At 61.9% G+C, this 13,265-nt stretch carries 12 protein-coding genes; 7 read left to right on the forward strand and 5 right to left on the reverse strand.

What is annotated here, in order from left to right; genetic code table 11:
* Positions 1–170 precede the first annotated feature (170 nt).
* Both QZZ60_RS03195 and QZZ60_RS03200 read right to left on the reverse strand, forming a co-directional pair.
* Positions 171–902, reverse strand: coding sequence for a hypothetical protein (locus QZZ60_RS03195; protein WP_295637710.1), 732 nt, complete (start codon positions 900–902; stop codon positions 171–173).
* A gap of 161 nt (positions 903–1,063) precedes the next feature.
* Positions 1,064–1,966, reverse strand: a complete 903-nt coding sequence (locus tag QZZ60_RS03200; protein WP_295637713.1) for a TIGR00269 family protein — start codon at positions 1,964–1,966, stop codon at positions 1,064–1,066.
* Between the two features lie 165 nt (positions 1,967–2,131).
* Between QZZ60_RS03200 and QZZ60_RS03205 the strand changes: the two genes are divergently transcribed.
* Positions 2,132–4,003, forward strand: a complete 1,872-nt coding sequence (locus QZZ60_RS03205) for a hypothetical protein (protein ID WP_295637716.1) — start codon at positions 2,132–2,134, stop codon at positions 4,001–4,003.
* A gap of 90 nt (positions 4,004–4,093) precedes the next feature.
* Here the strand turns inward: QZZ60_RS03205 and QZZ60_RS03210 are convergent, their stop codons facing one another.
* The 3 genes from QZZ60_RS03210 to QZZ60_RS03220 form a co-directional block, all read right to left on the reverse strand.
* Positions 4,094–5,143, reverse strand: coding sequence for a glycosyltransferase family 9 protein (locus QZZ60_RS03210; RefSeq protein WP_295637719.1), 1,050 nt, complete (start codon positions 5,141–5,143; stop codon positions 4,094–4,096).
* A 23-nt stretch (positions 5,144–5,166) separates the two neighbouring features.
* Positions 5,167–5,946, reverse strand: a complete 780-nt coding sequence (locus QZZ60_RS03215; RefSeq protein WP_295637722.1) for a TlyA family RNA methyltransferase — start codon at positions 5,944–5,946, stop codon at positions 5,167–5,169.
* A gap of 184 nt (positions 5,947–6,130) precedes the next feature.
* Positions 6,131–7,369 (reverse strand): dicarboxylate/amino acid:cation symporter, encoded by a 1,239-nt coding sequence (locus tag QZZ60_RS03220; protein WP_295637724.1) that lies wholly within the window; start codon positions 7,367–7,369, stop codon positions 6,131–6,133.
* Positions 7,370–7,813: 444 nt separating this feature from the next.
* Here QZZ60_RS03220 and QZZ60_RS03225 point away from each other — a divergent pair, with 444 nt between their 5' ends.
* From QZZ60_RS03225 to QZZ60_RS03250, 6 genes are all read left to right on the forward strand, one after another.
* Positions 7,814–8,470 carry a queuosine precursor transporter gene (locus QZZ60_RS03225; protein ID WP_295637725.1) on the forward strand — a complete coding sequence of 219 codons (657 nt, stop codon included), beginning with the start codon at positions 7,814–7,816 and terminating at the stop codon, positions 8,468–8,470.
* Positions 8,470–9,162, forward strand: coding sequence for a 7-cyano-7-deazaguanine synthase QueC (queC, locus tag QZZ60_RS03230; protein ID WP_295637728.1), 693 nt, complete (start codon positions 8,470–8,472; stop codon positions 9,160–9,162). Before QZZ60_RS03225 ends, queC begins: the two co-directional genes overlap by 1 nt.
* The gene (queF, locus tag QZZ60_RS03235) at positions 9,155–9,616 is read left to right on the forward strand and encodes a preQ(1) synthase (RefSeq protein ID WP_294445693.1); all 462 of its coding nucleotides are present in this window, start codon (positions 9,155–9,157) and stop codon (positions 9,614–9,616) included. Before queC ends, queF begins: the two co-directional genes overlap by 8 nt.
* A gap of 226 nt (positions 9,617–9,842) precedes the next feature.
* Positions 9,843–10,865 carry a tRNA lysidine(34) synthetase TilS gene (tilS, locus tag QZZ60_RS03240; RefSeq protein WP_295637731.1) on the forward strand — a complete coding sequence of 341 codons (1,023 nt, stop codon included), beginning with the start codon at positions 9,843–9,845 and terminating at the stop codon, positions 10,863–10,865.
* Positions 10,866–11,307: 442 nt separating this feature from the next.
* Positions 11,308–11,589 (forward strand): zinc ribbon domain-containing protein, encoded by a 282-nt coding sequence (locus QZZ60_RS03245; RefSeq protein ID WP_295637734.1) that lies wholly within the window; start codon positions 11,308–11,310, stop codon positions 11,587–11,589.
* 101 nt (positions 11,590–11,690) lie between these two features.
* On the forward strand, positions 11,691–13,106 hold the full coding sequence (locus QZZ60_RS03250) for a DegQ family serine endoprotease (protein WP_295637736.1): 1,416 nt from the start codon (positions 11,691–11,693) through the stop codon (positions 13,104–13,106).
* Positions 13,107–13,265 lie beyond the last annotated feature (159 nt).

The following is a 13,265-nucleotide window of genomic DNA, read 5'->3' on the forward strand; positions in this document are numbered from 1 at the left end:
TCGTTTTACTCGTTCCGAGCAGTCTTTCACCGACGTTTTTCAAGGGACGCAAAACGCCCGCCGTTTCAAAGACGACGGGCGTTTCGCGTTGAATGGGCATGACTGCGCGTTGTTGGAATCGTTGGGGAACGGCTCATTCCGGGCGGAGCGGACCGCCACGGAGCGGATTGCTAGCGGCGTGGTCCTCCCGGGCGCGGCAATCCGGGGCGGGCTCCTGAAGGTCTTCCGATGGAAGGTCGGGAAGCTCCTCCTGAAGGACGCATGACCGGCGGTCTTGGTCTCGCGCCGGAAGGCCGGAGCGCCGGCGGGCGCGGGGTGCTTCCGGCCGGACGGATCATGGAGGGACGAGGAGGCCGGGGGGATGAGCCGGGACGCATCACGGGAGGCTTCGGCACACCGCCTGCGCCCGGCTTCATCATGGGCGGACGGGGAGCGCCGGGTCTTCCCGGGGCGACGAGCGGAGGTCTCGGACCGCCCGGAACGCCGGGCCGCATGGCCGGAGGTTTGATACCCGGAGGTCTTATACCCGGAGGACGCACGCCGGGAGGCGGCGGCCTGTGATCGGGCCTGACCAGCCCCGGAGCGGGAGGAAGGCGCGGCGGCGGGGGCGGCGCGATGTGGTGAGGCCTCGGCGGAGGCGGGGTTACGAGAACGGGGGGAGGAAGAACGGGAAAGACGAGAGACGTGCCGTAGTAGCCGGGCGAACTGTAGACGCCTGTGCCGACGCTGACGCTGCCGCCGTACACGCCGCCGGAACCGACGGCCACGCTGCCGGCCACATCGGGGCCGTAGGGATCGTAGGCGCAGCCGGAGAGCGCCACCATCATTGCGACGGCAAGAAGCCTGAGCTTCATGGTTGTCTCCTTGGCTTTTGTGTGCAGAATGCGCTTGTCATGCAGCATGACGCAAATCCTGTGCCGGACGTCGCCTGCGGTCAGGCTGAGGCAATCCGGCATTCCGTCGCGGAAGCGACGGGGAAAGACGGCTAATTCCGTCTTATCACTTACAGAATAGACATTTTGCAGGAAAAGACAAGTTTCGTTTTCTTTCAGAACGTCTGCGTTTATTTCTGGGCGAGCGCTTCCCGTATGCGGCACACGCCGCAAATTTCCGTGGAGGTGGGGTAGCCGCAGCGCGCGCAGGGCGAAAGCTTTTCTCCCCGTTCGACTTCCTGCTGCCGGAAGGCCGGCTTTCCGCGTTCCAGAAAGCCGTGGTAGAAGTCCATCTTGCGGCCGGGCATTTTTTCCTCAAGGTCTATCCACAGGCTTTTCAGGGTGGAAAAGCTTGCGCCCTCGCTGTAGGGGCAGGGAGCGTAATGGTTTTCTATGCCCATGAGAAAGGCGTAATTGGCCGTTTCAAATTCCGTGAGACGCCAGAACGGCTTGACCTTGCGCGTGAATCCGTCGGAGTCCTCGAGCAGCGGCCCCTGATCGCTGAGATATGCCCGGTCCCAGCGCAGCGTGTTGCTGGTGAGTCTTGCCACTTCGTCATCAAGATTGTGGCCCGTGGCAAGCACGTTGAAGCCGCCTTCGCGAGCGGTCTGGTTGAAGTAGTAGCGCTTGATCTTGCCGCAGGCGGAACAGACGGGTCTGCGAAGGGCGGCCTTCACTTCGGGAATGGCCAGACCTTCGGCCGCCATCTCGCGGATGATGAGCGGAAAGTCGTACTTTCTGCAGAACCGTTCCACCACGGCACGAGCGGCGGGCGAGGACTCGGGAATGCCGAGGTCGATGTGCAGGGCCGTGACGTCGTAGCCCTGACGGCCGAGCTCGAGCATGAGGGCGAGCGAATCCTTGCCGCCGGAAAGAGCCACGAGCACACGGTCCTTTCTGGTCATGAGTCCCTGTTCCCGGATGCCTCTGTCGACCTGTTTTGAAAAGAAGTCCAGAAAGCAGTCGGGACAGAAGGCGGTGTTGTGGCTGGGCAGGGAGACGACGGCGCGTGCATGGCAGCGGCGGCACTTCATGGGGAGACCTCGTGAAAAATGGCGATGTTCGGGGTTGCGATGGGAGGGGAATGCGCTGAAAGCGCACTTCACAGACTCAGAGGAATACGCTAAAACGGAGGAAGTGTAAAACTGCAATCTTCACAGATGCCCGGGCCGTCCCGGGCAAGACGGAGTGTTCCGCTCATGGCCTATTCTTCCCGTACTTTTCGCAACGTCACCGCGTGCGTTCTTGTTCTGTGCTGTCTGGGGGGAGCCGCGTGGTTCCTTGTGCCGGAAGGCAGGATTCCTGTCGTGGACGAAGCCAGAAACGTGGTGCGGAACATGACGGGCGCGGATGCGGGCAACGGCGCTCCGACCCCGACGGCCTCGAAAGAGGACGGCGACGGCAAGGATACGTCCGCACAGAAAGAGAATACGGCGCATGAGGTGACGGCTTCTCTGAACGACGAGCCGCGTCCCGAGCCTCTTGACCCTCAGGCCGAGCTTCTTGCCAGGGTGGACAGGGCCATGGCGCAGCCGGCAACCGCCGAAGAAGACGGCGACAGCGCGTCCGGCCCCGTGGAAGACCGTCCGCCCTTGCCCGATGCCGGGCGGCGGGATTCCGTGGTTACGCCCCGTTTCGTGAGCGACATGGCCGCATGGCTGGCGTCCGGCTATGTGCCTTCTCATCATGAAGGGCGCAGCGGACGCACGTCCGTCACGCTCATTCAGGCAAATTTCCGCTACAGCAACTCCGGCACGCTGCGCAGCGTGGAGCGCGACCCTCTGAAAAGTCGTTCCTCCATTCTGAACTATGCGTTCACGCCCGGCATGCTGGAAGTGCTCTATCAGATGTATGCGCCGTCGTTTCTGGAAGAAATGGAGCGCGTCGCCCGCGAGAGCCGCAGGCAGCCGCTTTCCGACGCACAGGTTGCGGACATGTTCGACGTGTATGCCGACAGATTCCGGCGTCTCGCCGTTTCTCTGGATGCCGCGTCCTCGGTGGATCTTCCCGCGCTTTCCGGAGCCATACGCCGTGAAGCCGCGCATGAGGCGGAGGCCAACGACAACTTTGCCAGGGCGTACATGGCCCTTTCTCTGGCCAGAGAAAGCGGCGACAGGGACGAGGTTGCCATACAGAGCCGCCGCATGGCGGAGAGCACCCGCGTGGCCGGCATGTACGCCGAAAGGCAGGAGCGGGCCAGAAACGACATGGCCTACGCCATTCAGCGCAAGGCGGAAGGCAAGACCCTTTCTTCTTCCGAGCTGCTTTTTCTCGGGGAGTGGCTGAGCCGCAGGAACAGTTCCGTGGAAACCGTGAAGGCGGCTGCGGACGTGTGTCGACGCATGGCCGAACAGATGCATGACCGGGCGGACGAGATTCTTCACCGTCGCGCCGAAAGTCGGCAGAACGCTTCCTCCGCTCCGGCTGCAGCGCTTTCGAAGGAGGAACGGACGATCGCTCCGGGCGCGGGACAGGGGGCTTCCGGAGCGAAGAGCGACGTTTATGCGGCGGGACGGCCTTCTTCTCCTGCCTCTGCCGCCGTGCAGCAGAAGCAGGGATCCGTTTCGTCCCCGTCGTCTTCGGGCGGAGGAACTCCGTCCTCGAAGACTTCGGGCGGAGTATTCCCGGAAGTTTCCGGTTCCCTGAACTTTTCCCCTTCGCACTCGGGCCTTTCCAAAGAGAATCCCGCGCAGCGTCCGGCTTCTTCGGAGGGCGGCACGTCTTCCGCTTCTCCCGCGTCTTCAGAAGATGACGCTGCCGAGCCTTCCGCGTCTGTTCCGGCGACATCTGCGAATTCTTCCGCCGCCTCTGCGGTCCCGTCGTCTCCCGTGTCTTCTGCTCCGGCCATGTCTTCTGCGTCGTCTTCCGAGACTGCGACGGAGGCAAAGGCCTCTTCTGAGGCATCCGGGGAGGCTTCTTCCGCAATGGCCGGGGCCGGAACGTCCTCGCCCGAGGCGGCGTCCTCTGAATCCGCGGCGGTCCCGTCGTCTTCCGCTTTTTCTGCTCCGGCGACGTCCGCCGTGCCGGCATCTTCCGAACCTGCACCGGAGACCGCGTCGGCGCAGCCGTGAGATCTGCTCTTTCAGAACAGCGGAAGGCCGGAATTTCTCTGGAGATTCCGGCCTTCTTTTACGGCATTTCGTAAGAGGATTGCACCGCAGCTAGTTCCGGCGGCATTCTTGCAGAAGCTCCAGCGCAGCTTTGAGCGCCTCTTCAGGTGAAACCCTGAGCAGGCACTGCGGATCGGCGCATTCCGTTTTCGAGCAGGGCTGGCAGGGCAGGTTCGGGCGCAGTTCCCTGTGCAGAGGAGAGGGAAATTTCCAGGCCGTGCCCGAGGCCCCGGGAATGACCAGACTCGGCACGCCGAGAGCGGCGGCCATGTGCCGGGGAGAGGAGCAGTTGCCTATGAGCAGCTCCGCGACGTTGAGACACGCGGCCGAAAGACGGATGTCCGGCAGAGGCTCGGGCGCCAGAAGGTCTTCGGGCTTCATGCCGAGGCCGAGGCACAGGGCGCGCAGCGCCGCTATGTCGGCCTCTTCGCCGGGGCCTCGAAGAAGCAGAAAGCGGAAGGATGCGTCCTCTTTCTTCAAAAGGGACATGAGGCGTGCGAAGCGCTCGGCGGGCCAGCGTTTGGAGGAGCGGCGGTGGGTGGAGTCGATGGCGATGAGCCGGTCGCCCGGCCGCAGGCCGCAGCCGGCAAGGACGGCGCCGGCCTGCGAGCGCTCCTCGTCCGTGAGAAAGATGCGCGGACCTTCCTTATGCCAGAGAATGCCGAAAGGCGCGAGCAGAGACGCCTTGGTTTCCGAGGCGTAGCCGTCCTTCGGCGTGACGAGGCGGTTGTAGATGAGACCGGAAAGCACGGAGGCCGGGAAGGACAGACGCACGGGGGCGCGGCTCATGAGCGACATCATGCGGCAGCGGGGCAGTTGCTGCAGATCAATGACCACGTCGAAACGGCAGGCGGCCACTTTGCGGTAGAAGGCCAGCTGGCGGAAGAATCCGTCCTTCCTGTCGATGAGGTGGAACTCATCGATGAAGGGATTGTGGCGCAGCAGAGGTTCGCATTTCTTTTCGGTGAAAAGATGGAGCTCAGCCTCGGGAAAACGTTTTTTGAGAAGCTCGAATACCGGCGTGGACAGCAGAACGTCGCCTATCTGCCGCTGCTGACAGACGAGAATGCGTCCGGGATTCAGCATGGAAAGATCGGACATGAGTGTCCTCCCGTTGTTCAGCGTTACGGTTGAGGCGTCGCCTTTTCGCTCTTGCGCCAGTAGGCCAGAAATTCCTGATTGCCCTTGGGCCCCTTGATGGCTGCGGGCGTCACGCCGAGGCACTGCAGTCCCTCCTGTTCCATGAAGGCGAGCACTCTGTCCACGGCGTCCTGACGCACGGCCTCGTCGCGCACCACGCCCTTCACGGTCTGCCCCGGGCCCACCTCGAACTGAGGCTTGATGAGACCCACGGCTATGCCGCCGTCCTTGAGCCAGCGCAGGCAGTGCGGCAGCACCATGGTGAGCGAGATGAACGACACGTCGGCCACGATCATGTCCACGGATTCGGGCACGGTGTCGGGCGGCGCGGTACGCAGGTTCACGCCTTCGCGGGAAATGACGCGGGGATCGGCGCGCAGGCGTTCATGGAGCTGGGCGTGCCCCACGTCCACGGCATAGACGCGGCTTGCCCCGTACTGCAGGAGGCAGTCGGTGAAGCCGCCGGTGGAAGCGCCCGCGTCGAGACAGACAAAGCCCTTCACGTCGATGTGGTAGCGTTCGAGCGCGGTGAGCAGTTTGTACGCCCCGCGGCTTACGAAGCGTTCCACGCCCACAAGCTGGAACTGCGTGGTGATCTTGTAGGGATGGCCGGGCTTCTGCACGAGCTCCGGCGCTCTTTCGGGGTGCTCCTCGTCGGGTGCAAGCGCCACCTTGCCCGCCATGATGAGACGGCGGGCCTGCTCCTTGCTTTCGGCGAGTCCCTGTTCAAAAACGAGCTGATCGGCGCGGGCCTTGGCTATCATGATGTTTCCTCCGGCTTCTGGTTGTACCGGCAAGAAAAGGGGATGGCAAGAAGGAATGAAAGACCGCATCCGATGCGTACGGGGAGAGGACGCGGAATGCGAAGCGTCCTTGCCGGGGAAGAGACGTCGCAAAAAAAGGGCCGCCCTGCGGCGGCCCCTTCAAAGACGGAACCCTGGACGAGCTCTAGTCGCCTTCTTCCTCGGCAAAGCGAGCGCCCGCCTCGGGGCTGAATTCGCCTTCCCAGCGGGAAACCACGATGGCGCCGGTGGCGTCGCCGAGCACGTTCACGGAGGTGCGGGCCATGTCCATCACGCGGTCGATGCCTGCGATGATGGCGATGCCTTCAAGAGGAATGCCCACCTGGGTGAACACGATGGAGCTCATGAGAAGACCGGCTCCGGGCACGCCCACGGTACCGATGGAGGCGAGAACGCCCACGAGAATGATCTCGAACTGCTTGTCGAAGGGCATGGGAATGCCGTAGAGCTCGGCCACGAAGATGGCCACCACGCCCATGTAGACGGCGGTGCCGTCCATGTTGATGGTGTTGCCGAGCGGGATGGAGAAGGAGGCCACGGGCTTGGAGGCGCCGAGCTTCTGCACCTGAATGAGGTTGGTGGAGAGGGCGGCGGCGCTCGAGCAGGTGGTGAAGGAAATGATCATGGGGGCGGCCAGCATCTTGAAGAACAGGGGGATGCTGAGGCCGCAGGCCTTCACGAGAGGCAGGTAGCACACGAAGACGTGGCATACGCAGGCCACGTACATGACGCCGATGACCTTGATGAGCGGCAGCAGCACGGCCGCGCCGTGGCTGGCCACGGTGAAGGCGATGAGGCCGAACACGCCGAAGGGCGCGTAGACCATGACCATGTTGGTCACCTTGATCATGACCTCGGCGCAGCCTTCAAAGAAGGAAAGCACGGTCTTGCCCTTTTCGCCCACGGCACTCAGGCCGAAGCCGAAGATCATGGCAAAGAAGATGACCTGCAGCATGTTGCCCTTGCTCATGGCGTCGATGGGGTTCAAAGGCACGATGTCGAGGAACACGTCCACCATTCTCGGCGCCTGCACGGCCTGCGCCTTGAGGCCTTCGGTGGAGAGATTCAGACCCTCGCCGGGATTGAGGATGTTGGCGAACAGAAGACCGATGAACACGGCCACGGCGGTGGTGCAGAAATAGTAGATGAGGGTTTTGGTGGCCAGACGGCCGAGCTTGCTGAGATCACCCACGCTGGCGGCGCCGGCCACGATGGTGGCCAGAACGAGCGGTACGACGACCATGCGGATGAGGTTGATGAAGAGCTGACCAATGGGCTTGAACCATGCCGTGTCGAAGCCCATGGAAGGGGCGGCGAGACCGGCGACTATGCCGAGGGCCATGCCTATGGCCATCTGCACGGGCAGGCTGATGCGGGTTTTCATGGATTCTCCTCCGGAAAATATGCGTGCCGTCGGATGAGACGGCGGAATGAGTGGCAGGGAGACCGGTCCTTCATGCTCCGCAGGTGTCCGGTACGTCGGCGTTCCATCTTTTACAAAATCGGAAAATCAGGGACGCCAGACTTCTTTTCCATGAAAGAATCCTTCTGTCAAGGCGGGGCTTCTTCGGAAAGCGGGAGAGGAAATATGACTCTTTTGTAGAAAAAATCATCGGTTATGCATGCCTTGCCCCCGTTTTTCTGCGGGCGAAAGCATTTGCCATGCGTGGCGGTTTGATGCATAGTCGCCCTGCGAACGTTTTTTCAGTCAAGGAGGTCTGCCGCCCGTTTTCGTTTTTTTTCGGCCCCGAATGTTCAACCTGAGCCGTGTGCTTGAGAACCACGTAAAAAACAAGCTATGAAACAACATTCCTTTTCGGCAACGTTCATGTTGCTCGGCATCGTTTTCTGTACCTGCCTCATCATTTCCAATCTGCTGGCCGCCAAGATCTTCATGCTGGGCTCACTTGCTCTTCCTGCGGCCGTCATCGTCTTCCCCGTTTCCTACATCATCAATGACTGCATCGCCGAAGTGTGGGGCTTCCGCAGGGCGCGCTTCATCATCTGGACGGGCTTTGCCATGAACTTTCTCGTGGCGGCACTCGGGCAGATCGCCGTGTTTCTGCCTGCCGCGCCGTTCTGGGACGGAGCTGCGCATTTCAACTACATGTTCGGTCTGGCTCCGCGCATCGCTGCGGCGAGCTTTCTCGCCTTTCTGGCCGGTTCCTTTCTCAACGCCTACGTCATGAGCCGCATGAAGGTGGCCTCCCGCGGGCGTCACTTCTCGCTTCGCGCCATCGCCTCCACGCTGGTGGGCGAAGGCGTGGACTCGCTCATATTCTTCCCCTGCGCCTTTGCCGGCATGATGTCCTTTGCCGACATGCTTCCCATGATGCTGGCCCAGACCGCGCTCAAGACGGTTTATGAAATCATCGTGCTGCCCGTGACCATACGCGTGGTGGACCATGTCAAGCGCGTGGAGGAGACCGACGTGTATGATGAAGGCATTTCCTACAACATCCTTAAAATACGGGAGGTCTCCTGATGGCCGGCGCTCTTGTGGTGTTCAGCGGCGGACAGGATTCCACCACCTGCCTTTTCTGGGCTCGCGAGCGCTTTGAAAACGTGAGGGCGCTGAGCTTTTTCTACGGGCAGAAGCACCGCCGCGAGCTGGACATGGCCCGTTCCATTGCCGAGGAGGCGAAGATTCCGCTGGATGTGCAGGATGTGACCTTCATTTCCCGCATAGGCCGCAGCTCGCTCACGGATCCGGCCATGACCATGGACAGGGAAAAGCCCGAAGGCGGCTGGCCCAACACCTTCGTGCCGGGCCGCAACATGTTCTTTCTCGGCGTGGCCGCCGTATGCGCAAGAGAGCAGGGCATGCGCGACATCGTCACCGGCGTTTCCCAGACGGACTTTTCCGGCTATCCCGACTGCCGTGACACGTTCATCCGTTCCATGAACGTCACGCTCAATCTTGCCATGGGCGAACAGTTCGTCATTCATACGCCGCTCATGTGGCTCGACAAGGCGCAGACCTGGGAGCTGGCCGACAGGCTCGGCGTGTTCGAGCTCGTGCGCACGCGCACGGTGACCTGCTACAACGGCATTCCCGGGGACGGCTGCGGTGAATGCCCCTCCTGCCGTCTGCGTCGTCAGGGCCTGGAGCGCTATCTTGAAAAGAAAAGAAAGGCGGGCGGCGTTCCGCCCTCAGGAGACATGAACCATGCATGACCGCAAGGACGACAACCTCACGCTCTTGGGTTCTCCCACGAAATACCGGCAGGACTATGCTCCGGAAGTGCTGGAGACGTTTGAGAACCGTCACGCCGAACACGATTACTGGGTGCGCTTCAACTGTCCGGAATTCACGAGTCTGTGCCCCATCACGGGACAGCCGGACTTTGCGGAGATACGCATCGAGTACATCCCCGACGTGAAGATGGTGGAAAGCAAGAGCCTCAAGCTCTACCTGTTCAGCTTCCGCAACCACGGAGATTTCCATGAGGACTGCGTGAACGTCATCATGAAGGACCTCATAGCGCTCATGGATCCCCGCTACATCGAGGTGACGGGCATATTCACCCCCCGCGGCGGCATTTCCATCTATCCGTACTGCAACTACGGCCGCCCGGGCACGAAATATGAAAAGATGGCCGAGTTCCGCATGCTGCATCACGACCTGTAGCGCGGCGCTGCCGGGCGACTCCGCATGAAGCGACCGTATCGGAGGCTGAAGGCGGAGAGGGGGCCTTGCCGGAGAGGCAGAGTCCCGGAGCCGACGGAGAAGAGGCCGCACGTGCCGCAAAAGGGCCTTCGGGCCCTTTTTTCATGGACTCGACGGTTTGACAAACGTTTTTGGGGCCGGAATAGTGAACCTGTTTCCATGAACGCGTCAGAGCAAAGGAGGCTTCATGCCGGACGATATGTTTTCCCTGAAAGATCTTGCCGCCGAAGACGCGCGCACGGCGCTTGCCGTGGCACGCTTTGTCCGGGATGAGCTCGGGGTGGATCTTCGGGGCGCAAAGCTCGTTGCGGCGCTCTCCGGCGGAGCCGATTCCACGGCGCTCCTCGTTTTTTTCTGCGCGCTGCGCGAGCATTTTGACCTTACGCTTTTCGCCGCGCATCTTGACCACGGTCTGCGGCAGCAGAGCGCGGCCGAGGCCGAGGCCGCAGCCGCACTCTGCCGCCGCTTCGATGTGCCGTTTTTCGTGCGGCGGGAGAACGTAGGTGAGAAGGCGCAGGAGTGGCACTGCGGCGTGGAAGAGGCGGGACGACGCGTGCGGTATGCCTTTCTGGAGGACTGCCGGGCAAGGGCGGGCGCGCGATGGGTGCTTACGGCGCATCACGCAGGGGATCTTGCGGAAGACGTGCTCATGCGCCTTTCCCGCGGGGCTGCCTGGCCGGGACTCGGCGGCATGAGAGGCGTGGTGGACGAGCCGGGCCGCCATGTGCTGCGGCCCATGCTCATGCTGGAAAAAAAGGACTGCACGGCCATGCTTCAAAGACTCGGCATTGAGTGGCAGGAAGACGCTTCCAACAAAAGCCGTGCCTGGAAGAGAAACCGCGTACGCCTCGACGTCGTGCCTCTTATGCTGGCGGAGAATCCTTCGTTTTTTGACTGTGTGCGTCGTCTGTGGCGTGCGGCGCGCAGGGATGAGCGCTATTGGGACGAGAGGGTGGGGGCCGCTCTGGAGAAGACGGAAGACGGCCTTTTCATTGCCGACGCGTCCCTTTACGGGCTCGGCGAGGCGGGCAGACTGCGCGCCATGGCGGAAGGGGTGCGCGGTCTTCGTGGTCAGGCCCGCGCGGATGTGCTCGAAGACATGGAGAGGGCCTGGCGTCGTCGTCTCTTTCCCCGTCGCTTTTCCTTCGGCGGCGTCAAGGCTGAACTTTCCGGCTCCGGCGTCCTGTTTCACCACGCTCCCGGGCGATAGTTCCTGTCGGTGCGCGATCCCTGGGACGCGGCGGCGTCCCGTGCGTGCGCGGGCGTTTCTCCGCTGGGCTCCTTTCCGTACCTAAGCGTGCACGGGCATCCGTTCTTTCCCGGCATTGCAGCGTCGGAGAGTGCCGCATAGGCACGGGCGACCGGGAAAGGGCCTCGGAAAAGGGCCCTTCTGCGAGAAGCCCTGAAGGAGCTGTAACACTATGCAAGAATTGGCTGAAACGGTGGAGCAGACGGGGAAATTTTGACAAGAAAATATATAATATACTGTTTTTATTTATAAAAATTCATTACCAAATGTTGCCGGAGCGATTGAAAAGCGCTTTTTGGCCTTTTGCATTACCCTTGCCAGCTGGTGTAGGGTGCTTATTTAGCAGCAGAGAGAAGGCGGGAGAGCCCTGCCGCCTTCCATTTTTCTCGCGAGGAGTTTTACCATGCCGCTGTACGATTTTGAATGCAGAGATTGCCGGCACACCTTTGAAGAGCTGGCTTTTGATGACGACGACGTCATAACCTGCCCCAAGTGCGGGTCGCAGAACACGGCCCGGCTCGTTTCCGCACCCAGTCCGCTCAAGACGGGCGCGTTTCCCTTCAAGATAGGGCCGCGTCCGGCCTGGATGAACGACAAGAGGCTCAACCGGAACGCTCCCTGTCACGGCAACTGCTCTTCCTGCGGCGGGGGAGCGGCCGGAAACGGCGGTACGGCACAGCAATAAGCCTTTTTTCGGAATTACAATGGCATGAAAGGCTCCTGCGCAGTACAACGAATCAAGGAGCCTCATCTCCCCTGAAATACGAATGCACAAGGAGTTCTCTTATGAACGGCATCCTTAAAAAAACGGCGCTGGCCGTCACGGGTTTCATGTTCCTGGCCTCGTCGGCCACGGCGGCTCCCATGCTGCCAAATTTCGTTCCTCTGGCCAAGAACGCCGGTCCCGCGGTGGTGAACATCAGCACCGAGCGTGAAGTGGAAAGCCCCGTGATGGGCATGTTCAGCTTCCCCGGCATGGACCAGTTCTTTGAACAGTTCGGCGGTCCCTTCGGCATGCGTCCCGGCCAGCCCGCTCCCAAGCAGAAGAGCAGCGCGCTCGGTTCCGGCTTCATCATTTCCGCAGACGGCTACATCGTCACCAACAACCATGTGGTGGAAGGCGCCGACAAGATCACCGTGAAGCTCAACGGCGACAAGTCCGCCGGTCTCGCCGCCAAGGTGGTGGGCACCGACGCGGAAACCGACCTTGCGCTGCTCAAGGTTGAAAGCAAGACCGCTCTGCCCGTGCTCAAGTTCGGTGATTCCGACGCCATGGAAGTGGGCGACTGGGTGGTGGCCATCGGCAATCCCTTCGGTCTGAGCAACACCGTGACCGCCGGCATCCTGAGCGCCAAGGGCCGCGACATTCACGCCGGTCCCTTTGACAACTTCCTGCAGACCGACGCTTCCATCAACCCCGGCAACAGCGGCGGCCCGCTCATCACCCTGGCGGGTGAGGTCATAGGCATCAATACCGCCATTTCCGCCAACGGTCAGGGCATAGGCTTCGCCATTCCCAGCAGTCTCGCGTCCAAGGTCATCAACGATCTGCGCGAAGGCAAGAAGGTCAGCCGCGGCTGGCTCGGCGTGACCATTCAGGACGTGGACGAAAACACGGCCAAGGCGCTGGGACTCAAGAGCTCCAAGGGCGCGCTCATCGGCTCCGTGCTTGACGGCGAACCTGCCGACAAGGCCGGTCTGCGTGCGGGCGACGTGATTGTACGCGTGGGCGGCACCGACATCGACAGCGCCTCCGCCGTCACGAGAAGCGTGGCCTCCCTCAAGCCCGACACCAAGGTGGACGTCGTGGTGCTGCGCAACGGCAAGGAAGTGAAGACCACCGTCACGCTCGGCGAACGTTCCTCCCACAGCACGACCGCGCAGAATCCCGGTCAGCAGAGTGAAGGCGGCGATCTCGGCGTGAGCATCAAGCCTCTTACTCCCGAGGATGCCCGTGCGCTTCAGCTTTCCGCCGATGTGAAGGGTCTGCTCGTCGTGAGCGTGAAGGGCGACGGTCCTGCGGCCGAAGCCGGCATCCGTACCGGCGACGTGATACTGTCGGCCAACCTCAAGCCCGTGACCAGCGCCGAGGAGCTCGTTTCCATCGTCCGCAAGGAAGGAAAGGAACGCGGAGCCGTCATGCTGCAGGTCAATCGCCATGGCGAAACCTTCTTCATCACCGTGACGCTGGACAACAAGTAACGCGACGTGCCCGCAGGGCATGACGATTCAGGCGGCGGGCACTTTGCCCGCCGCTTCGCGTTTAATCGCCGTGCAGCGTGCGGACGGTCTCGTGATTGCCCTGTCGAGACTTCCCGGCCTGACGGTCGGGAAGAGCGGGGCCCCGGGACTGGACGAAAT

Source organism: uncultured Mailhella sp. (assembly GCF_905187505.1).
GTDB lineage: Bacteria > Desulfobacterota > Desulfovibrionia > Desulfovibrionales > Desulfovibrionaceae > Mailhella.